Genomic DNA, 21,206 nt, shown 5'->3' on the forward strand with positions numbered 1-21,206 from the left:
CGGTCCGGGGCGGGGGCGGGTTCGGGTGCGCCGCATCGCCCAACCGCTGGTCGGTCCCGCCGGGCTGACCCGTCTCGGCTGTCTCGTCGGTGTGCTGGCCGTCGTCGGTCTGCTGCCGTGGCTGTCCGGCCGTGATCCCGCGCTGACCGTGCTGCGCGCCCGGTCGGCCGAGCAGGAGGCGACGCCCGAGGCGCTGGCCGCGATCCGCGAGGACCTGGGCCTGGGCGCCGGACCCCTCTCCCTGTTGAGGAGTTGGGCCTCCGGGCTGCTGCGCGGCGACCTCGGCACCTCATGGGTGTCCGGCACGGACGTACTGCCCTCGGTGGTCTCCGGCCTCCAGGTCTCCCTGAGCCTGATGGGCACCGCCTTCGTCGTCGCGCTCCTGCTGGCCTGCGTCCTGGTCGCCCCGGTGCTCGTCCGGGGCCGGGGCTCGGCCGGCGCGTTCGCCGCGATGCTCGCCGCCGTCCCCGAGTTCCTGCTGGCCACGGTGGCGCTGCTGGTCTGCGGGGTCTGGCTGGGCTGGCTGCCGACGTCCGGCTGGGCGGGCCCGCAGTACCTGGTGCTGCCCGCGATCGCCCTCGGTGTCCCGGCCGGCGGTCTGCTGGGCCGCCTGGTCGCGGACGCGCTGCCCGCCGTGCTCGACGAACGCTGGGTGGAGCTGTGGCGGGGCGCGGGCGTGAGCCGGGCCCGTGTCTCGGCCGCGGCGCTGCGCCGCGTACTGCCGCCCCTGGTACCGCAGTTCGGCATGGCCGCCGTCGGTCTGACCGGCGGCGCGGTCGCCGTGGAGATGGTGTTCGCCGTGCCCGGCATCGGCCGGACCGCACTGGGCGCGGCCAAGTCCCAGGACCTGCCCCTCCTCCAGGGCGCGGTCCTCGCCCTCCTCGCCCTGGGCCTGGTCGCGGGCGCCCTGGCCGCCCTCGTCCGGCGCCGGCTCCTCGGCCCGGCCCTGCGCGACGCGGGCCTCACCCTGCCGCCGGCCCGCCCGGTCCGCGCCCACCCGGCGATACCGCTGACGCTGGCGGCCGTCCTCCTGATCACCGTCGGCTGGGGTCTGCTGCGTGACCCGTACGCCGTGGACACCACCGCCCGCCTCCTCCCGCCGTCCTGGGCGCACCCGCTCGGCACGGACGGGCTCGGCCGCGACGTCCTGGCCCGTCTCGGCCACGGCGCGGCCGCCACGGTCGGCACGGCGGCGGCGGTCTGCGCGCTGAGCCTCCTCGTCTCCCTGGCGCTCGGCTTCCTGCCCCGGGTGGCGGCGGGCGCGGCGGACATCGCGAACGCGCTGCCCCCGGTGATCGTCGGCATCCTCGTCGCCGCGGCGGCCGGCCCCGGCACGGGCGGCGCGGCCCTCGCCGTGGCGCTGATCTCCTGGCCCGCCCTGTCCGCCCACGCGGCGGCGCTGGTGCAGGAGGTCCGCGCGTCCGCGTTCCTGTCCGCCCAACGGGCCATCGGCGCGAGCCCGTGGTGGATCCTCACCCGGCACGTCCTCCCGTCGGTCGCCGCCCCCGTCGCCCGCCACGCCGTCCTGCGCCTCCCGGGCATCGCCCTCGCCCTCGCCTCCCTGGGCTTCCTGGGCCTCGGAGCCCAACCGCCCACCCCGGAGTGGGGGTTGCTCCTCGACGAGTCCCGCGCGTACGTGGAACGCGCGCCGTGGGCGGCCCTTGCACCGGCGGTCGCCCTCGCCCTGCTGGCCGGTCTCGCGGTGTCGGGGGCGGCGTACGCGCAATCGCGGACGGCTCGCCGCACGCGGAAACCCGGTCGGTCACACCATGTGAAGGGGAAGGCGTCCGTTGAAGTCGCAGCCGAGGTCTGACGTGCCGCCCGAGGGCCTCCCGCCGAAGGACGTCCCGACGGGCTCCGACGGGCCACCGCGGTCCTACCCGCCACCGGAGTCCGACGTGCCACCGGAGTCCGACGTGCCGTCGAGGGCGGACGCGCCGCCGGAGTCCCCTGTGCCGCCGGCGTCCGACGTCCTGCTCTCGGTCCGCGGCCTGCGGATCGCGTTCGACGGGGTCGAGGCCGTACGCGGGCTGTCCTTCGACGTCCGACCGCGCGAGGTGCTCGCCCTGGTCGGCGAGTCGGGCGCGGGCAAGTCCCTCACGGCGCGGGCGCTGCTCGGGATGCTGCCCGAGGGTGCGACAAGCAGCGGAACCGTACGGCTGCGCGGGGACGCGGACCTCGCCGCCCAGCGCGGCCGGCGTATCGCCCTGGTGCCCCAGGACGCGTTGTCGGCGCTCTCCCCCGTGCACCCGGTGGGCGACCAACTCGCCGCGGCCGTAAGGTCGGTGGCGCGCGTCTCCCGCAAGGAGGCCCGTGCCCGGGCGGTCGCCGCGCTCGACCGGGTGGGCATCCCCGATGCCGTGCGCCGGGCGCGGGCGTATCCGCACGAGTACTCCGGCGGTATGCGCCAGCGGGCCGTGATCGCCATGGCGACGATCAACGAACCGGATGTCGTCGTCGCGGACGAGCCCACGACCGCCCTCGACGCGGAACTCCAGGAACAGGTCCTGCGAGTCCTCGCCGCACAGCGGGAGGCCGTCGGTGCCGCGCTCGTGCTGGTCACCCATGACCTGGGCGTGGTCCGGGAGCACGCGGACCGCGTGCTGGTCATGTACGCCGGACGTCAGGTCGAACAGGGCCCGGCGGCGGCCGTGTGGGGCCGCCCCCGAGCGCCGTACACGGCGGGCCTGCTGGCGTCGCTGCCGCCGGACGACGGCGACCTCGACGGCCACGGCGACAGCGACAGCGACAGTCCGCGCCTCGCCGGTCGCCGTCGCCGTCGGCTGCCCTCCATCCCGGGTTCCCCGCCCGCGCCCGACGCTCTCCCGCCGGGCTGCGCCTTCGCGCCGCGCTGCCCGCTCGTCGAGGACCGCTGCCGTCACGAGGAACCGCGGCCGTCGACGGCCGGCGACGGTCACGAGGTCTCCTGCCACCGCTGGGACGAAGTCCCCCACCCCGCGACCGAGTTGTTCCTGGAGCCAGCGTGAAGCCGAACGTCCCTCTGCTCGACGTGCGCGACCTGGTCGTCCGCTACGGCCCGGTCACGGCCGTCGACCGGGTGTCCTTCACGGTGGACGCGGGCGAGACCCTGGCCCTGAACGGCCCGTCCGGCTGCGGGAAGTCCTCCACGGTCACCGCCGTGCTCGGACTGCGCCGCCCGGACGGTGGCCGAGTCCGCTTCGAGGGAAAGGAGTTGACGTCGCTCGGCGAACGCGAGCTGCGCCCGCTCCGGCCCCGTATGCAGCCGGTCTTCCAGGACCCGTACGGCTCGCTCAGCCCTCGCCACCGCGTCCGGGAAGCGGTGGCGGAACCCCTGCGCGTCCAGGGCCGCTGGGACGCCACGGGCCCCGCCCGGGTCGCCGGGCTCCTGGACCGGGTCGGTCTGAACCCGGTCCTCGGCGACCGCTTTCCGCACGAGTTGTCCGGCGGTCAGTGCCAACGGGTCGGCATCGCGCGGGCTCTGGCGTCCGAGCCCCGTCTGTTGGTCCTCGACGAGCCGGTGTCCGCCCTGGACCCCTCCATCCGGGCCGGCGTCCTCAACCTGCTCGCCGACCTCCAGGACGAGCTGAACCTCGGGTACCTCTTCATCTGCCACGACCGTGCGGTCGTACGCCACTTCGCCGACCGCTCGATCGAGATGCGCGCCGGGAGACTCGTACCGGCCCCGGCCGCCACGGCAGCCCCGGCCTAGACGATGCCGCCCCGGTCCCTCGCGGCCTCCATCACCTGGCGGAGCCCCTCGGTCAGGGCCTCGGCGTCGGGCGCGGTGTCGGGGTCGAAGGTCCACTGGGCGACGAGGCCCAGCAGAAGGGTCAGGTAGAAGCGGCCGAGGGTGTCCGCCGCCGCGTCCGTGACGTCCTCGTCCCGGCCGCCCATGAAAAGCGTCACGATCCCGCGCGCGCCCTCCCGCTGGGCCCGCGCCAGATGCTCGCGCACCTCCGGCAACTGGTCCCCCATGGCCAGCACCTCCATGCTGAGCCGCCACATCGAGCCCGGCGCCCGCATGCTCTCCACGGCGTTCGCCCACACCTCGCGGAACCGCTCGACCGAGCCGGGATCACTGTCGCTGCCGACCGCCCCGCCACCCTCGAAGGTGTCCGAGACCTCCTCGACCATCGCCACGTACGCCTGCGCCAGCAACGCGTCCTTGGAGCCGTAGTGGTAGCCGATTGACGCCAGGTTCGTTCCCGACTCCCTGACGACGTCGCGCGCCGTCGTTCGCGCGAACCCCTTCTCCAACAGGCAGCGCTTGGCGCCTTCGAGTAGATCCTCACGGTGTCCCATGGGGTCAGCGTAACCTCGCCCACGAACAAGCGTCCAAGACGTACGTTTTACACACACGTTCCATATAGGGGATTCATACGCTCGCGCTATACGTACGTATAAGACACTCGCGCGGTCACTGTCATGACGACCAGTCCCACCCCCCGTGGCCCGCGCCGGACGCCGGGAACGGGCCGGCCTCTGCGTCCTGATGCTTCCGCCGCTGCTGGTCGCGACGGACGTGTCGGTGCTCTGCTCCGCGGTCCCGGCGATCAGCGCCCAGCTGCGACCCCGGCACCGAACTCCTGTGGATCCTCGACATCCACGCGTTCGTGCTGGCCGGGCTGCTGATCACGATGGGCTCGCTCGGTGAGCGGGTCGGCCGCCGTCGGCTCCTGCTGATCGGGGCGGTCGTCTTCGGCGCGGCGTCCCTGGTGGCCGCCGGCGCGAACAGCACCGAGACGCTCATCGTGGGGCGTGCGCTGCTCGGCGTCGGAGGCGCCGCGCTCCTGCCGTCGACGATGGCGCTGACCTGGACAATGTTCACGGACCCCGGCCCACGGGCGATGGCGTTCGGCATCTGGTCGGGCAGGCTGACGGCCGGCGTCGCACTCGGCCCGGTGCTCAGCGGCGTCCTGGTGGAGCACTTCTGGTGGGGCTCGGTCTTCCTGGTGAACCTCCCCGCGACGGCGCTGCTGCTGCTCCTCGGCCCGCTCCTGCTCCCGGAGTCGAGGGACCCGGCCCCGGGCCGCTTCGACCTGCCGAGCGGCCGCTGTCGATGGCGGCCGTCCTGCCCGTCTCGTCGCCGCCCTCGCCTCGCCCAGCTGACCGCCCTCGCCCTGGACGCCACCCCCGTCGAACGCGCCGGCTGCGCGTCCACTCTCGTGGGGACCGGCCAGGCTTTCGGCGGCGCCCTCGGCGCGGCCGCCCTCGGCTCAGTCGGTACGGCCCTTTACCACCACCGGGTCCCGGCATCCGCGCCCGCCCCGGCCCGCGAGACCCTCGGGGGTGCCCTCGCGGTGGCCGAACGCCTGCCGGGCCCGGCGGCCCGCAGATGCGCAACGGCCGGGAGCCGGGGTCCGGTAACAGAGACGGAAACCGCGACGCCGACGGCGCGCGGGATCAGGTCGGCGAGCCGCTCGTGATCAGTCCCTCCCGGTAGGCGATGGCCACCGCCTCCGTACGGCTCGCCGCGCCCAGCTTGGCCAGGATGTTGGACACATGGACGCTCGCCGTCTTCCCGGTGATGAACAGCTCGTCGCCGATCTGCCGGTTGGTCCGGCCGCGCGCGAGCAGCCGCAGGACGTCGTTCTCCCGCGTGGTGAGCGCGGGCACGCCCCCGCCCCCAGGGGTCTCGCCCAACCGCCCCCGCCGGACCAGCGCGTCCAGGGCGGAGCGCAGCGGCACGGCGCCCAGCCGGTCGGCGGTCTCCCCCACCGCCCGGGCCTCGGCCCCCGCCTCCTCCCGCGCCCCCGCCGCCAGCAACGCCTCCGCCAGCCGCAGCCGGCATCGGGCCGACTCGTACGGATCACCGAACCCGAACGCGTCCACCGCCACGCGCCAGACCCCCACGTCGGGGCCGGTGCGCAGTCGCGTCCACTCCGCCTCGGCCCGCGCCAGCCAGGCCAGCCCCTCAGGCCCCTGCTCGATCCCGTCCTCCCCCACGGCGGCCGTGTCCCGTGCGACCCGCACCAACTCCTCACCCGTGGCGGCCCAGCGCCGCACCGCCTCCTCGTCCCCGGCGGACCGCCGCTCCGTCACCGCGTCAGCGAGCGCCCCCAGCGTGAGCGCGGCGAACCGGACGGTCGCGTCGGGCCGGGCCCCGGCCTGCTCGGTGAGGGTGGCGACACTCGTGCGGAACTGAGCGACCGCGGCCTCGGGATCGTGCCGCAGGAGGGCCGCCTCCGTGAGGGTGATGCCCGCGACGAGGGCCGCCATGAAGTCGTACGGCCCCTCCAGGAGCGCCCGCGCCCGGTCGACGGCGCTCTCGTCGCCCCGGGCGAGGGCGACGTACAGGGCGGGACCGACCGCGTAGCCGGCTTCCGACGGCAGCCGGTCGGCGTCGGCGGCCGAGCGGACGCACTCGTCCCAGCGGCCCAGCGTGTAGAGGCAGAGGGAGTGGAGGTAACGCATCTCCACCGGATACGGGGAGGAGAGCAGACCGGCGCGGCGCGCCCGGTCCAGCCCCTCGGAGAGCCAGGCGAGGCAGTCGTCGAGGTCGCCCGATTCGAAACAACCGACGGCGAGGTTGAACAGGGCGCGCATCTCCACCGGGACGTTGCCCGCGCCGCGGGCCAGCTCGCGGGCGTCACGCAGCCGCCCGCGGCCCTTCGTCGTGCGCCGGTTGCCGCGGGGGTCGAGGCCCACCGCGGAGATGATCAGATCGGCCTGCGCGTCGGCCAGTCCGAGCCGCTCGGCCACGTCCAGCGCCTCTCGCGCCACCCGCCCGGCCTCCTCGTCCTCCCCCACGTACCGCGCCGCCATCACATGCGTGGCCGCCGCCCACACCCAGGTACGGGACGGCGGCTCGGCGGGGATCATCGCCAGCGCCTCGCTGCTGTACCGGAACGCGGCCTCCAGATGGTCCACGCGCATCAGGTCACCGGCGAGCGTGTAGCGCACCCGGGCAGCGAGCTCGGAGTCCGCGTCCGGGCCGGCTCCGGCGAGCGCCGAGCGGGAGAGCGAGACCGCGCGGTGGTTCTCCCCGGCGCGCGCGGCGGCGGCCGAGGCACGGAGGGTCAGGGTCACCGTGTCCAGGTCCCGGGGCCGGGCCCCGGCGTCCACGGACGACCACAGATCGAGAGCGCCCTCCAGCTGCCGCAGTTCCTCGGCGGGCGCACCGATGCCGCGCGCGTGGTCGGCGGCCTCGACGGACGCCGTCAGCGCGTCGGCGAGGTCGTGGCTCTCGCGCGAGTGGTGGGCTCGCTCGGCGCTCTCCCCCGCCCGCCCGCGGCGGGCCAGCAGCTTGGCGAACACCCCGTGCAGCCGGACCCGTTCGCCCGGCAGCAGATCCGCGTAGACGGCCTCCCGGGTGAGGGCGTGCCGGAACTCGTACGTCGATCCCTCGCCCGGCAGCAGCAGTTGCCGGCCGACCGCCTCGCGCAGCGCGGACTCCAGCTCGTCGTCGGGGAGTTGGACGGCGTCCCGCAGCAGGTCGTGCTCGACCCTGCGGCCCGCGACCGCCGCCGTGCGCAGCACCTGCTGGGCCGCGCCGGGCAGTTGCTCGATCCGGATCAGCAGGACGTCGGCCAGTCCGCTCGGCAGCACCGCGCCGGGCTCCTCCGCCGTCGCGGCCAGCAACTCCTCCGCGTAGAACGCGTTGCCCTCCGCCCGCTCGACGATCCGGCCCACCGTGGCCTCGGGCAGTGGCTCGGCGCGCAGCGAGCGCACCAGCCGGGCCACCTCCGTGTCCGGCATCGGCCTCAGCTCCAGCCGTTCCACGGCGGGCAGCCGCACCAGTTCGGCGAGCAGGGGGCGCAGTGGGTGCCGACGGTGCAGATCGTCCGCGCGGTACGAGGCGAAGACCGCGAGCCGGTGGGCCGGGGCACCGGGGGCGGGCCGCTGGAGCACGGCCCGGCTGAGCAGGAAGCGCAGCAGGTCCCGCGAGGACTGGTCGGCCCAGTGCAGGTCCTCCAGCACGAGCAGGACGGGCGTCGTGGCCGCGAGGTCCGTCAGCAACGCCGCGACGCCCTCGAAGAGCTGGAGCCGGTCGCCGCCGTCCGCTCCGCCGAGGAGGCGTGCGGTGGCCGGGTGTGCCCGGAGGAGCGGCGCGAAGCGCTCGTCCGCGGCGACGGCGCCGAGGACCTCCGTGAACGGCAGGTACGGCAGCCCCACGTCACCGAGGTCCACACAGTGCCCGGTGAACACGGTTGTTCCGCTGCCCGCCGCGTACGCCGCGGCCTCGGCCAGCGTGCGGCTCTTGCCCACGCCCGCGTCTCCGGCGACCAGCACGGCCCGGGGCTCGCCGGCCCGGGCCCGGTCCAGCACATCCGTCAACCGGGCCAGCTCGGTGTCCCGCCCGACGAACGGCGCGTGGAATATGTTCTGCGGCACACGGCCATCCTGACACGCCCCCTCCGTCCCGCCCCCGGCATGCGGAAGGCGGGGCCCCGCCACCTAGGTGACCGGGCCCCGCCTCCGGCGGAACAGTGACCTCAGACCAGGTTGACCGACCGGGCCGACGTGGCGCCGATCTCCTCGGCGACCTCGGCGAGCACCGTCTGGGGAACGGTGTCGTCCACCGTCAGCACCGCCAGTGCCTCGCCACCGGCCGTGGAGCGGGCGACCTGCATTCCGGCGATGTTGATACCGGCCTCACCGAAGATGCGGCCCACCGTGCCGACGACTCCGGGACGGTCGACGTAGCTGAGGACGACCATGTGATCGGCGAGGGCGAGGTCCACGTCGTACTCACCGACCGCGACGATCTTCTGGTGGTGCTTCGGCCCGGCCAGGGTGCCGGAGACCGACACCTCCTCGCCACTGCCGAGCGTGCCGCGCACGGTGACGACATTGCGGTGGTCGGGCGACTCGGAGCTGGTGGTCAGCCGCACCTCGACGCCGCGCTCCTGCGCGAACAGCGGGGCGTTGACGTACGACACCGTCTCGTCGACGACGTCCTCGAAGACACCCTTGAGCGCGGACAGCTCCAGCACCTTCACATCGTGCTGGGTGATCTCGCCGTACACCTCGACGTCGAGGCGGACCGCGACCTCACCGGCGAGCGCGGTGAAGATCCGGCCGAGCCGCTCGGCGAGCGGCAGGCCCGGCTTGACGTCCTCGGCGATGACACCGCCCTGGACGTTCACCGCGTCCGGGACCAGCTCACCGGCGAGGGCGAGCCGCACGGAACGCGCCACCGCGATGCCCGCCTTCTCCTGGGCCTCGTCGGTGGAGGCACCGAGGTGCGGGGTGCAGACGACCTCGTCCAGCTCGAACAGCGGCGAGTCGGTGCAGGGCTCCTTGGCGTACACGTCGAGGCCCGCGCCCGCGACGCGGCCCTCCTTGAGCGCCGAGTACAGCGCGGCCTCGTCGACGATCCCGCCGCGCGCGGCGTTGACGATGCGCACCGAGGGCTTGACCTTCTGCAGCGCCTCGGCTCCGATCAGGCCGACCGTCTCGGGGGTCTTCGGCAGGTGGACGGTGATGAAGTCGGAGACCTCGAGCAGCTCGTCCAGCGACAGGACCTTGACGCCCATCTGCGCGGCCCGCGCGGGCTGCACGTAGGGGTCGTACGCGACCACCTTCATGCCGAAGGCGGACATGCGCTGGGCCACCAGGGCACCGATACGGCCGAGGCCGACGACACCGAGGGTCTTCTCGGCCAGCTCCACGCCCGTGTACTTGCTGCGCTTCCACTCGCCGTTCTTCAGCGCCGTGTTCGCCTGCGGGATGTGGCGGGCGGTGGCGAGGAGCAGACCGCAGGCCAGCTCGGCGGCGGTCACGATGTTCGAGGTGGGGGCGTTGACGACCATCACGCCGGCCTTGGTGGCGGCGGAGACGTCCACGTTGTCCAGGCCGACACCGGCGCGCGCGACGACCTTCAGCTTCTTCGCGGCGGCGATCGCCTCGGCGTCGACCTTGGTGGCCGAGCGGATCAGGATGGCGTCGACGTCGGCGATGGCCGGGAGCAGTTCGGCTCGGTCCGCTCCGTTGACGTTCCGGATCTCGAAGTCCGGGCCCAACGCGTCGACGGTGGCGGGCGACAGCTCTTCAGCGATCAGTACGACTGGTTTCGAGCTCACGTGAGTCCTCACAAGTCCAATGCTGCGGACGGCCGTCCCGACGGCCGCAGGCGGTGGAGGGGAGTGACACCCGGAATTCCCCGGTGTCGCTTGGCCGCGTGGAAGACGCACGACGCTGTGGGCCTGACGCGTATGTAGTACGGCAGTGTAGTGGCGCCGAGAGCGTCGTCCCACGCCGCTGCGGAAAGGTCACCCGGACGTGAAGACGAGGCCGGTCATGGCACCGGGTGAACCCGCCATGACCGGCCTCTCGGATCACGCCTCTTCGTCGTTGACCCAGCTCATGAGCTTGCGCAGCTCCTTGCCCGTGGTCTCCAGCAGGTGCTCGGAGTCCTGGGTCTTGTACTCGTTGTACTTCTTCAGACCGCCGTGGTACTCGTCCATCCACTGCTGGGCGAAGGTGCCGTCCTGGATCTCGGCGAGGACCTTCTTCATCTCGGCCTTGGTGGCGTCCGTGATGATGCGGGGACCGGTGACGTAGTCGCCCCACTCAGCGGTCTCGGAGATCGACCAGCGCATCTTCTCCAGGCCGCCCTCGTACATGAGGTCGACGATCAGCTTCAGCTCGTGCAGGCACTCGAAGTACGCGATCTCCGGCTGGTAGCCGGCCTCGGTCAGCGTCTCGAAGCCCGCCTTCACCAGCGCGGCCGTACCACCGCAGAGCACGGCCTGCTCACCGAAGAGGTCGGTCTCGGTCTCCTCGGTGAAGGTCGTCTTGATGACGCCGGCACGGGTGCCGCCGATGCCCTTGGCGTACGACAGCGCCAGCGCGAAGGCGTTGCCCGTGGCGTCCTGCTCGACGGCGGCGATACACGGAACGCCGCGGCCCTCCTCGTACTGGCGGCGGACCAGGTGGCCCGGGCCCTTGGGGGCGACCATGCAGACGTCGACGCCGGCCGGGGGCTTGATGAAGCCGAAGCGGATGTTCAGACCGTGGCCGAAGAACAGCGCGTCGCCGTCCTTGAGGTTGTCCTTGATGTGGTCCTCGTAGACCTGGGCCTGGATCGGGTCCGGGACGAGGATCATGATGACGTCGGCCTCGGCGGCGGCCTCCGAGGGGGTCACCACGCGCAGGCCCTGCTCCTCGGCCTTCGCCTTGGACTTGGAGCCCTCGTGCAGACCGACGCGGACGTCCGCGCCCGAGTCACGCAGGGACAGCGCGTGGGCGTGGCCCTGGCTGCCGTAGCCGATGACCGCGACCTTGCGGCCCTGGATGATGGACAGGTCGGCGTCAGCGTCGTAGAACAGCTCGGCCACTTTGGGTTCTCTCCTTGAGTGCAGGTGTTGCGTCCCACCGTATGACGGCGGGCGGAAGGAAGGTCTGCGGGTCTCGGCATACGGGCGGCCGCACGTCGTCGGCCGCCCGTTTCGCGGGTCAGGCCGATCGGTCCAGGGCGCGCAGCGAGCGATCCGTGATCGAACGGGCACCACGGCCGATCGCGATCGTGCCGGACTGGACCAGCTCCTTGATGCCGAACGGCTCCAGCATCTTGAGCATGGCGGACAGCTTGTCGCTGGACCCGGTGGCCTCGATGGTGACGGCCTCCGGGGAGACGTCGACGGTCTTGGCGCGGAAGAGCTGGACGATCTCGACGATCTGGGAGCGCGTCTCGTTGTCGGCGCGCACCTTCACCAGAACGAGTTCCCGCTGAACGGCGGAGCTCGGCTCCAGTTCGACGATCTTCAGGACGTTGACGAGCTTGTTGAGCTGCTTCGTCACCTGCTCCAGGGGCAGTGCCTCGACCACCGTCACCACGATGGTGATGCGGGAGATCTCGGGGTGCTCGGTGACGCCGACCGCGAGCGAGTCGATGTTGAAGCCGCGGCGGGAGAACAGGGCGGCGATCCGGGCCAGGATGCCGGGGGTGTTCTCCACCAGGACGGAGAGCGTGTGCTTGGACATGGTCGGGTTCCTTTACCTACGGCTCTCAGTCGTCTTCGTTGTCGCCGAAGTCGGGGCGGACGTCCCGGGCGGCCATGATCGTGTCGTTGGAGGTGCCGGCGGCGACCATCGGCCACACCATCGCGTCCTCGTGGACGACGAAGTCGATGACGACCGGGCGGTCGTTGATCGAGTTCGCCTCCTCGATGACCTTGTCGAGGTCGTCCGGGGACTCGCAACGGATGGCGTAACAGCCCATGGCCTCCGACAGCTTGACGAAGTCGGGGACGCGGGTGCCGCGGGCGTTGGGGTTGACGTCGTCCGGACCGCTGTGCAGCACGGTGTTGGAGTAGCGCTGGTTGTAGAACAGCGTCTGCCACTGGCGGACCATGCCGAGGGCGCCGTTGTTGATGATGGCGACCTTGATCGGGATGTTGTTCAGGGCGCAGGTGGTCAGTTCCTGGTTGGTCATCTGGAAGCAGCCGTCGCCGTCGATCGCCCAGACGGTCCGGTCCGGGGCTCCGGCCTTGGCACCCATGGCGGCCGGGACCGCGTACCCCATCGTTCCGGCGCCGCCGGAGTTCAGCCAGGTGGCGGGCTTCTCGTACTGGATGAAGTGGGCGGCCCACATCTGGTGCTGGCCGACTCCCGCCGTGAAGATCGTGCCCTCGGGGGCGAGCTGTCCGATGCGCTCGATGACCTGCTGGGGGGAGAGCGAGCCGTCGGCCGGCTGGTCGTAGCCGAGCGGGTAGGTCTCGCGCCAGCGGTTGAGGTCCTTCCACCAGGCGCTGTAGTCGCCCTGTCCGCCCTCGCTGTGCTCCTTCTGCACCGCCTGGATCAGGTCGGCGATGACCTCGCGGGCGTCACCCACGATCGGCACGTCGGCCGCGCGGTTCTTGCCGATCTCCGCCGGGTCGATGTCCGCGTGGACGATCTTCGCGAACGGAGCGAAGCTGTCCAGCTTGCCGGTGACACGGTCGTCGAAGCGGGCGCCGAGGGCGACGATCAGGTCGGCCTTCTGCAGGCCGGTGACGGCGCCCACCGAGCCGTGCATGCCCGGCATGCCCAGGTGCTGCGGGTGACTGTCGGGGAACGCGCCGAGCGCCATCAGGGTGGTGGTGACCGGGGCGCCGGTCAGCTCGGCCAGCACCTTCAGCTCGGCCGTGGCGTGCGCCTTGAGGACACCGCCGCCGACGTACAGCACGGGCCGCTTGGCGGCGGTGATCAGCTTGGCGGCCTCGCGGATCTGCTTGGCGTGCGGCTTGGTGACGGGCCGGTAGCCGGGCAGGTCCATGGTCGGCGGCCAGGTGAAGGTCGTCTTCGCCTGGAGGATGTCCTTGGGGATGTCGACCAGGACCGGTCCCGGACGGCCGGTGGAGGCGATGTGGAACGCCTGCGCGATCGCCCGCGGGATGTCCTCCGCCTTGGTGACGAGGAAGCTGTGCTTGGTGATCGGCATGGTGATGCCGACGATGTCCGCCTCCTGGAAGGCGTCCGTACCGATCGCCTCGGACACGACCTGTCCGGTGATCGCGACCAGCGGCACGGAGTCCATGTGCGCGTCCGCGATCGGCGTGACCAGGTTGGTGGCGCCCGGCCCGGACGTCGCCATGCACACCCCGACCTTGCCGGTGGCCTGCGCGTAACCGGTGGCCGCGTGGCCGGCGCCCTGCTCGTGGCGGACCAGCACGTGGCGCACCCGCTTGGAGTCCATCATCGGGTCGTACGCCGGCAGGATCGTGCCCCCGGGAATGCCGAATACCGTGTCGGCCCCGACCTCCTCGAGAGAGCGGATGAGGGACTGCGCACCCGTGACGTGCTCGACGGGGGTGGTCGGTCCTCCGGATCGGGGCCGCGGCTGCGGATGGTGGGCCCCGGTGGCCTGCTCGGTCATCGGCATTCTCTTCTCGATGCTGAGGGTGTTTTGCGAGGTTCGTGCGGTGTTGGGCTGGCGCCCGACTGGTGCCCGTGCAACAAAAAACCCCTCCTTGCCACGAGGCAAGCGAGGGGAGCGCGCCGGGTACGGTCGCTGGGGATTCCGGATCGCCGTCCGGTGGGTCCCAGCTTCAGCCGACGCGCTTTCCAAGTACGAGGATTCGGGTGCGCATGGCACTGACCCTCCCCCTCGCGCGCACCGCGTGTCAAGCGGGTGGGACGGGAGTCTCATTATGTGAACGACGGGCACTTCCGCCTCCGTAGACAGCGGGTACACCACTTGTGTACACCCCCGCGCCTCGCCACGCCCGCTCACCCCCGACGCGTCCCTCGGGCTCTCTCGCGCCACCCGCGAACGCGGGTTCCGCGGGCCCTCCGGGCACCGGGTAGTGGCCGAGGGACAGGGCCCGGCGGAGCCGGTACTCGTCCAGGGGTCCGGAGAAGGCCGCGCCCTGGCCGTGGGTGCAGCCCATCGCGCGCAGGGCGACCACCTGCTCGGGCAGATCCACGCCGTCGGCGACGGACTGGATCCCCAGATCGTCGGCGATGCGCAGCAACCCCCGGGTGATCTTGTGCAGCCGGGTGGACTCCACGATGCCCTCGACGAGGGTCCGGTCCAGCTTCAGCACGTCGACGGGGAGACGGCGCAGCGCCGTGATGGGCGCGTGACCGCTGCCGAGGCCGTCCAGGGCGATCCGGACACCGAGGCGCCGCAGGTGGTGCAAGCGGCGCTCCAGCTCGTCGAGCGGGCCCTTGAACTCGGTGTCGGAGAGTTCGACGACCAGGGAGCCGGAGGGCAGCCCGTGGCGGGCCAGGAGCGTCTCCACCGAGCCCGGGGGCAGTGAGCGGTCCAGCAGGCGCCGGGCGCTCATCCGGACGGACACCGGGACGTTCAGGCCGCCCGTGAGACGGTCGGCGGCCTGCTCGACGGCCTGTTCCAGCATCCAGCGGCCCAGCTCGGCGGTCTTGTCGCTGTCCTCGGAGACGCGCAGGAACTCGGCGGGCGTGAACAGCACCCCTTGGGACGAGCGCCAGCGGGCCGCCGTGGCGACCGACGAGATCCGGCCGGTCTCCAGCTCCACCACGGGCTGGTTCAGCAGCATGAACTCGCCGTCGTGCAGCGCGGCCCGCAGCCGGGTGGCCAGCTCGGCCTTGCGTACGACGTCCTGCTGCATCTGTGGCTTGTACAACTCGACGCGGCCCTTGCCGGACGCCTTGGCGCGGTACATGGCGAGGTCGGCGTTGCGCAGCAGCTCGCCCGCGCCGAGGCCGGGCTCGGCGAAAGAGACCCCGATGGAGGCGGCCACCCGGACGTCGTTGCCGTCGATGGTGTACGGCTGCGAGAGAGCGATCCTGAGGCGGTCGGCGAGCTCCAGGATGTGCTGTTCCCGGGCTGCGCGGTCGCGGGAGCAGTCGCCGACGATGAGGGCCGCGAACTCGTCGCCGCCGAGCCGGGAGGCGGTGTCCCCCTGCCGGACGGCGTCCTGGAGTCTGCGCGCGGCCTGGACGAGCAGTTCGTCCCCGGCCTGGTGCCCGATGGTGTCGTTGACGGCCTTGAAGCCGTCGAGGTCGATGAAGAGGACCGCCGTGTTGCGCAGGGCGACGCCCCGGTCGGAGGAGCGGCGGCCGGAGAGCGCCTGCTGGACGCGCTTGGTGAACAGGGCGCGGTTGGGCAGGTCGGTGAGCGGGTCGTGCTCGGCGTTGTGCTGCAGCTGGGCCTGCAGGCGCACTCTTTCGGTCACGTCCCGGCTGTTGAAGATCAGGCCGCCGTGGTGGCGGTTGACCGTGGACTCCACGTTGAGCCAGCCGCCGTCGCCGGACTTGAAGCGGCACTCGATGCGGGTGGTGGGCTCCTCGGCGGGGCTGGCGGCGAGGAAGCGGCGCACCTCGTGGACGACGCAGCCGAGGTCCTCGGGGTGGATGATCGAGGCCAGTTCCTTGCCGACGAGGTCCTCCGCGGGGCGTCCGTAGACCCCGGCGGCGGCCGGGCTGACGTAGCGGAGGATGCCGTTCGGTGCGGCGATCATGATGACGTCGCTGGAGCCCTGGACCAGGGAGCGGAAGTGGTTCTCCTTCTGGGCCAGTTCCTGGGTGAGGGTGATGTTGTCCAGGAGCATGATGCCCTGGCGGACGACGAGCGCGAGCACGACGGTGCAGGCGGTGATGAGCACCACGCGGTCGACGCTGCGGCCGTTGAGGACGTTGTAGAGGATGCCCAGGGTGCAGACGGCGGCGGCCAGGTACGGAGTGAGTGCGGCCAGGGATCCGGCGATGGGGCGGGTGGCCGGATACCGACTGTGACCTCCTCCCTGGAGGAGCACATGGACGTGCCCGCCCTGAGAACCGTCGTGCCGATGACCCGGCTGCACCTCGTGGCGGTGGCCCGCGTGCGCGTCGTGCCGCTGACCGGGGATGTGTTCGTGCACCACACGCCCGTGCCCGCCCTCCTCCGCCTGTCCGTTGCGCCGGCCGGCCCAGGGGGCGTAGGCGAGGAGCAGGGAGCCCGCGAACCAGCCGGCGTCGAGGAGCTGACCGGACTGGTAGCTGGTGTGCAGCAGGGGCGAGGTGAACAGGGCGTCGCACATCACGGTGAGCGCGAGGGCGCCGATCGCGGTGTTGACCGCGGAGCGGTGCATCGAGGACCGACGGAAGTGCAGGGCGAGCACCATGCTGACCAGGGCGATGTCGAGCAGCGGGTAGGCCAGCGAGAGTGCGGTGTGGGCGGTGTTGGAGTCTTCGAGCTGGGCGTTCTGGGCGAGCGCGAGGCTCCAGGAGAGGGTGACGAGGGAACCGCCGATGAGCCAGGAGTCCAGGGCCAGGCAGATCCAGCCGGCCTTGGTCACGGGCCTCTTGGCCAGCACCAGCAGACCGACGATGGCGGGTGGCGCGAAGCAGAGGAAGAACAGGTCCGCGTAGCTCGGCTCGGGGACGGGCCGGTCCAGGACGACCTCGTACCAGCCCCAGACGCCGTTGCCCAGGGCCGCCATCGCGGAGGAGAGGGCGAACAGCAGCCAGGCGGGTCGAAAGCGGCTGCGGCGGCTGCGCGCGTAGCGGAAGCAGGAGACGGCCGCGGCCGCCGCGGCGGCGCTGAGCCCGAAGTCGCCCATGACGAGGGCGACTTGCTCGTTGCCCCAGCCGAACGCGGCACCGACGGCGTAGGCCGCGCAGAGCAGGGCGAGGATGAGCTGGGCCCGTAGGCTCGCGCCACTGCGGCCGGGCGCCTGCCCGCCGGGCGACTGCGGCCCGTGCGGCTGCTTGGCGGCACGGAGCGTGGGGTCCAGTGTGGAGGCGGAGGACGGGCGGGTGCTCACGGGGTCTCCCCGGTGCGCACCGCTCCCGTGTCCCGCCGGTCCCGCCGCGTCGGGTGGGTGTGCTTTCTGCGGCTGCTGTGCCGGTGGTACTGACCGTGACCGCCGCGGCCGCCGTGGCTCCCGTGCGGGTGCCTCCGCGTCGCAGCTCGCCAGGGCCGCCGTCGCCGGCTCCGCCGCGTCGGATCGTTCGTCCATAGGCCGTGCATCGCCCGTCGCCCCCCTCGCTGTCTCAAGTCAGTCCCCGGCGCCGAACGGTGCGCGGCGCAGCCCCTGTCGGGGACGATACACCAGCCTCGTCACTCAGGGACATAGTTCCTCTACGCTCAGTGACCACCTGCGGCAACACGAGCACGTTCCGCTTCCGAAGGAATGCGGAGGGTGCCCGAAGTGGATTACGCGTCGTCCGTCTCGCCTGTCGTAAGGACCACGTTGCGCAAGGGCTCCCGGTTCACGAAACGCCCCAACTGGTCCACCAGCAGCCTTTTGGCACGCGGCAGGAAGGCCGACGTGGGGCCGCCGACGTGCGGGCTGATGAGCACCCCGGGCGCGCGCCAGAGCGGGTGCCCCGGCGGCAGCGGCTCGGGGTCGGTGACGTCGAGCGCCGCGGTGATGCGGCCGTTGTCCAGTTCCGCCAGCAGTGCCTTGGTGTCGACGACGCCTCCGCGGGCAACATTCACCAAGAGGGCCCCGTTCTTCATACGGGCCAGGAAATCGGCGTTGACCAGGCCTTTCGTCTGTTCCGTGAGAGGCGTGGACAGGATCACGACATCCGCCTGCGGCAGCAGGGAGGGCAATTCGGTGAACGAATGCACCGGTCCGCGCGCCGTGGTGCGCTCAGAGCGCGCGACGCGCGCCACCCGCGCCACCTCGAAGGGTACGAGCCGGTCCTCGATGGCGGCGCCGATCGCGCCGTAACCGACGATCAGTACGGTCCTGTCGGCGAGCGCGGGGCGGAAGTCGCCCTGCCAGCGCTCCTGTTGCTGGGCCCGCACGAAGTCGGGGACACCGCGCAGCGAGGCGAGGGTCAGGGTGAGCGCGAGTTCGGCCGTGCTGGCCTCGTGCACTCCACGGGCGTTGCACAGCTGGACACCGGGCGCGACCACCGACAGCCGGGCCGTGATGTCGTCGACCCCCGCCGTGAGCGTCTGGACGACCCGCAGGTTCCGCATGGACGCCAGCGGGTTGGCCGCCACCGCCTTGCGCTTCATGTAGGGGACCACGTACAGGACGCAGTCGGCGGGGTCGCCCGGATAGGGCTGCGTGCCGTCCTCGCCCCCGTCCCAGAAGAGGTAGTTGGGGCCCTGCGGGAGCCCCTCGATCTCGTCCGGCGGGATGGGGAGCCACACGTCGGCGTTCACGTCCGGCATCGGGTCGGCAGTCGCGTCAGCAGTCATGCTCCGGAGGCTATGTCAGGTACCCGCTACGGCAGAGGTTAGGTTGGGGGTTCGGGAGAGGGAGGGTCACGACCAGGTGGAGCGCAGGACGATCGGCGCGGCGACGCTCGAGGTGGGGGCCGTAGGACTCGGGTGCATGCCGATGAGCTGGGCGTACACCGGGTCGCGGCAACGGGGCGACGAGTCGATGCGGACGGTGCACCGGGCCCTCGACCTCGGCACCACGCTGCTGGACACGGCCGACATGTACGGCCCCTTCACCAATGAGCTGCTGGTCGGCCGGGTACTGAAGGAGCGCCGCGCGGAGGCCTTCGTCTCCACCAAGGTGGGCCTGCTGGTGGGCGAGCAGCACATCGTGGCCAACGGCCGTCCCGGCTATGTGAAACGTGCCTGTGACGCCTCGCTGCGTCGGCTGCAGACCGATGTCATCGACCTCTACCAGCTCCATCGGGCGGACCCCGAGGTCCCCGTGGAGGAGACGTGGGGCGCGATGGCGGAGCTCGTTCAGGCCGGGAAGGTGCGGGCGTTGGGCCTGTGCGCGGTGGGCGCGCGGGCGGGCCGGCGGCCGGGAGCGGGTGTGCACGACACCACCCTGCGCCAGCTCCAGCGGGTCCAGCAGGTCTTCCCGGTGAGCGCGGTACAGGCGGAGTTGTCGGTCTGGTCGCGGGAGGCCCTGGACGCCCTCCTCCCCTGGTGCGTGGCCCGGGGCATAGGTTTTCTCGCCGCCATGCCTCTGGGGAACGGTTTCCTCACCGGCACCCTGACACCCGGCGGAGGCTTCGAGCCGGACGACCTCCGTGCCCGCCACCCCCGCTTCACCGCCGAGATGATGGCGGCCAACCAACCCCTCGTCGTCGGCCTGCGCCGGGTCGCGGCCCGCCACGGGGCGACGGTGACCCCGGCCCAGGTCGCCCTCGCCTGGATCCTGTCGCTCGGCCCTCACGTGGTCCCGGTGCCGGGTACGAAGCAGGCACGGTGGGTGACGGAGAACGCTGCCGCCCACGCGCTGCGCCTGACGCCGGAGGACCTGGCAGAGGTGGCGGGCCTTCCGCCCGCGCGGGGATCCTGGGACTGAGGTGCTGAGGAACTGAGGGACTGAGGAACTGATGCCCGCCTGGAGCGTGGCATCGGGCATCGGGCATCGGGCATCGGGCGAAAGATCCGCTGGTTCGGGCGGAGGTGGAACTTGTGGGGCCCTCGCGGTGTAAGACAAGTAGAAGCTCCACGCCGAAGGGATCGTGATGGTGCAACGTCGAGTGGTGACGGCCGCGTTGGCCGCAGCCGTGCTCCTGGTGACGACCGGCTGCTCCTCCGACGACGGAGAGAAGACGGACGCGGCCGGCAGCCCGTCCCCGAGCAGCAGCAGTACGGGGTCGTCCCCGCCCGGTCGGACGGCGGGCGAGGCGCCCCCGGCGAAGGGCTCGGTGAAGGTGGTCCGCACCGTCGCCGAGGACCTCGACACCCCCTGGGGCCTCGCGCCTCTCCCCGAGGGCGGCCTCCTCGTCTCCTCCCGTGACGAGGCCACGATCAGCAGAATCGACGAGAAGTCCGGCAGGAGGATCGAGCTCGGCGAGGTCCCCGGCGTCGCCCCGGCGGGCGAGGGCGGCCTCATGGGCATCGCCGTCTCCCCCGAGTACGCCTCGGACCACATGATCTACGCGTACTTCACCTCGGAGTCCGACAACCGGATCGTGCGGATGCTGTACGACCCCGAGAAGCCGGCCGGCGAACAGCTCGGCGCCCCCGACACCATCCTCCGGGGCATCCCCAAGGGCACCAACCACAACGGCGGCCGGCTCGCCTTCGGCCCCGACCGGATGCTGTACGCGAGCACGGGCGAGCGGTACGAGGGCCCGCTGGCCCAGGACAAGGACTCCCTCGGCGGCAAGATCCTCCGTATGACCCCGGAGGGACAGCCCGCTCCGGGCAACCCCTTCGACGACTCCGTCGTCTACTCGTACGGCCACCGCAACGTCCAGGGGCTCGCCTGGGACCCCGAACAGCGCCTGTGGGCCTCGGAGTTCGGTCAGAACACCTGGGACGAGCTGAACCACATCCGCCCCGGCGGGAACTACGGCTGGCCGGAGGTGGAGGGCGAGGGCGGCGAGTCCGGCTATGTCGACCCGGTGGCCGTGTGGAGCACGGAGGAGGCCTCCCCGAGCGGGATCGCCATCGCGGAGGGCTCGGTCTGGATGGCGGGCCTGCGCGGCCAGCGTCTGTGGCGCGTCCCCCTCGACGGCACCGAGACCGCCGCCGAGCCCCAGGCCTTCCTGGAGGGCGACTACGGCCGACTGCGCACGGTCGTCGCCGCCGGCGACGACAAGCTCTGGCTGGTGACCAGCGAGACGGACGGCCGGGGTTCCCCGGAGGAGGGCGACGACAAGATCCTGGAGCTGGAGGTGACGTAGGCCTCCCCTACTCCTCGGCCGCCGTGGCGGACTCGGCCTCATTTTCCACGGGCTCGGGCGGGCGTACGACGACCTTCCCGGACGCGAGGTCTATCGGTCCGCGTCCCGGATCGTTGTCCCCGACGTCCTCGCGGGTCAGTGCCAGCCGGTTCTCCTCGTCACGGGTGTGCTTGCGGCCAGGTGCGAACAGTTCCTCGAAAGCGTTGAACACTGTGTTCCCTCCCCCAGGGCCACGAGGCGGCGGGCGGTCGGTCCCGGCCGAACAGCGG

14 protein-coding genes and 1 pseudogene are annotated in these 21,206 nt (G+C 72.2%); 6 read left to right on the forward strand and 9 right to left on the reverse strand.

Annotated elements, in window-relative coordinates:
* Nucleotides 1–25: 25 nt before the first annotated feature.
* The 3 genes from K1J60_RS13135 to K1J60_RS13145 all read left to right on the forward strand — a co-directional run bounded on the left by K1J60_RS13135 (nucleotide 26) and on the right by K1J60_RS13145 (nucleotide 3,691).
* Complete coding sequence (locus tag K1J60_RS13135; RefSeq protein ID WP_259407704.1) at nucleotides 26–1,813, forward strand: ABC transporter permease subunit; 1,788 nt, start codon at nucleotides 26–28, stop codon at nucleotides 1,811–1,813.
* 139 nt (nucleotides 1,814–1,952) lie between these two features.
* Nucleotides 1,953–2,987 (forward strand): ABC transporter ATP-binding protein, encoded by a 1,035-nt coding sequence (locus K1J60_RS13140; protein WP_220651439.1) that lies wholly within the window; start codon nucleotides 1,953–1,955, stop codon nucleotides 2,985–2,987.
* Nucleotides 2,984–3,691, forward strand: coding sequence for an ATP-binding cassette domain-containing protein (locus K1J60_RS13145; protein ID WP_220646385.1), 708 nt, complete (start codon nucleotides 2,984–2,986; stop codon nucleotides 3,689–3,691). Before K1J60_RS13140 ends, K1J60_RS13145 begins: the two co-directional genes overlap by 4 nt.
* Here K1J60_RS13145 and K1J60_RS13150 read toward each other — a convergent pair.
* Nucleotides 3,688–4,284: a TetR/AcrR family transcriptional regulator gene (locus K1J60_RS13150; protein WP_220646386.1), complete on the reverse strand. Its 597-nt coding sequence runs from the start codon at nucleotides 4,282–4,284 to the stop codon at nucleotides 3,688–3,690. The genes K1J60_RS13145 and K1J60_RS13150 overlap by 4 nt on opposite strands.
* A gap of 190 nt (nucleotides 4,285–4,474) precedes the next feature.
* On the opposite strand from K1J60_RS13150, the pseudogene K1J60_RS13155 reads away from it, so the two are divergent.
* Nucleotides 4,475–5,408, forward strand: a pseudogene (locus K1J60_RS13155) (MFS transporter).
* Here K1J60_RS13155 and K1J60_RS13160 read toward each other — a convergent pair.
* The 7 genes from K1J60_RS13160 to K1J60_RS13190 form a co-directional block, all read right to left on the reverse strand.
* Nucleotides 5,386–8,316 (reverse strand): helix-turn-helix transcriptional regulator, encoded by a 2,931-nt coding sequence (locus K1J60_RS13160; RefSeq protein WP_220646387.1) that lies wholly within the window; start codon nucleotides 8,314–8,316, stop codon nucleotides 5,386–5,388. The pseudogene K1J60_RS13155 and the gene K1J60_RS13160 overlap by 23 nt on opposite strands.
* A gap of 101 nt (nucleotides 8,317–8,417) precedes the next feature.
* Nucleotides 8,418–10,007, reverse strand: a complete 1,590-nt coding sequence (gene serA / locus K1J60_RS13165; RefSeq protein ID WP_033526864.1) for a phosphoglycerate dehydrogenase — start codon at nucleotides 10,005–10,007, stop codon at nucleotides 8,418–8,420.
* 255 nt (nucleotides 10,008–10,262) lie between these two features.
* The gene (gene ilvC, locus K1J60_RS13170) at nucleotides 10,263–11,264 is read right to left on the reverse strand and encodes a ketol-acid reductoisomerase (protein WP_033526863.1); all 1,002 of its coding nucleotides are present in this window, start codon (nucleotides 11,262–11,264) and stop codon (nucleotides 10,263–10,265) included.
* Between the two features lie 118 nt (nucleotides 11,265–11,382).
* Entirely contained in the window at nucleotides 11,383–11,910 is a 528-nt protein-coding gene (gene ilvN, locus K1J60_RS13175; RefSeq protein WP_220646388.1) for an acetolactate synthase small subunit, read from the reverse strand.
* A 25-nt stretch (nucleotides 11,911–11,935) separates the two neighbouring features.
* Nucleotides 11,936–13,783 carry an acetolactate synthase large subunit gene (locus K1J60_RS13180; RefSeq protein WP_220646389.1) on the reverse strand — a complete coding sequence of 616 codons (1,848 nt, stop codon included), beginning with the start codon at nucleotides 13,781–13,783 and terminating at the stop codon, nucleotides 11,936–11,938.
* 247 nt (nucleotides 13,784–14,030) lie between these two features.
* Nucleotides 14,031–17,135, reverse strand: a complete 3,105-nt coding sequence (locus tag K1J60_RS13185; RefSeq protein WP_220646390.1) for a putative bifunctional diguanylate cyclase/phosphodiesterase — start codon at nucleotides 17,133–17,135, stop codon at nucleotides 14,031–14,033.
* 392 nt (nucleotides 17,136–17,527) lie between these two features.
* Nucleotides 17,528–18,529, reverse strand: a complete 1,002-nt coding sequence (locus K1J60_RS13190; RefSeq protein WP_220646391.1) for a 2-hydroxyacid dehydrogenase — start codon at nucleotides 18,527–18,529, stop codon at nucleotides 17,528–17,530.
* Nucleotides 18,530–18,605: 76 nt separating this feature from the next.
* Here K1J60_RS13190 and K1J60_RS13195 point away from each other — a divergent pair, with 76 nt between their 5' ends.
* Both K1J60_RS13195 and K1J60_RS13200 read left to right on the forward strand, forming a co-directional pair.
* Nucleotides 18,606–19,604, forward strand: a complete 999-nt coding sequence (locus K1J60_RS13195) for an aldo/keto reductase (RefSeq protein ID WP_220646392.1) — start codon at nucleotides 18,606–18,608, stop codon at nucleotides 19,602–19,604.
* 166 nt (nucleotides 19,605–19,770) lie between these two features.
* The gene (locus K1J60_RS13200) at nucleotides 19,771–20,937 is read left to right on the forward strand and encodes a PQQ-dependent sugar dehydrogenase (RefSeq protein WP_220646393.1); all 1,167 of its coding nucleotides are present in this window, start codon (nucleotides 19,771–19,773) and stop codon (nucleotides 20,935–20,937) included.
* Between the two features lie 7 nt (nucleotides 20,938–20,944).
* Here the strand turns inward: K1J60_RS13200 and K1J60_RS13205 are convergent, their stop codons facing one another.
* On the reverse strand, nucleotides 20,945–21,148 hold the full coding sequence (locus tag K1J60_RS13205) for a DUF6191 domain-containing protein (RefSeq protein WP_220646394.1): 204 nt from the start codon (nucleotides 21,146–21,148) through the stop codon (nucleotides 20,945–20,947).
* Nucleotides 21,149–21,206 lie beyond the last annotated feature (58 nt).

The organism is Streptomyces akebiae, assembly GCF_019599145.1.
In the GTDB taxonomy this organism is placed as follows: domain Bacteria; phylum Actinomycetota; class Actinomycetes; order Streptomycetales; family Streptomycetaceae; genus Streptomyces; species Streptomyces akebiae.

What these genes read in the sequence shown, in the direction of transcription:
- K1J60_RS13150 (WP_220646386.1), bottom strand. Translation starts at nt 4,284, where the DNA reads ATGGGACACCGTGAGGATCTACTCGAAGGCGCCAAGCGCTGCCTGTTG.
- ilvN (WP_220646388.1), bottom strand. Translation starts at nt 11,910, where the DNA reads ATGTCCAAGCACACGCTCTCCGTCCTGGTGGAGAACACCCCCGGCATC.
- K1J60_RS13180 (WP_220646389.1), bottom strand. Translation starts at nt 13,783, where the DNA reads ATGACCGAGCAGGCCACCGGGGCCCACCATCCGCAGCCGCGGCCCCGA.
- K1J60_RS13190 (WP_220646391.1), bottom strand. Translation starts at nt 18,529, where the DNA reads ATGACTGCTGACGCGACTGCCGACCCGATGCCGGACGTGAACGCCGAC.
- K1J60_RS13200 (WP_220646393.1), top strand. Translation starts at nt 19,771, where the DNA reads ATGGTGCAACGTCGAGTGGTGACGGCCGCGTTGGCCGCAGCCGTGCTC.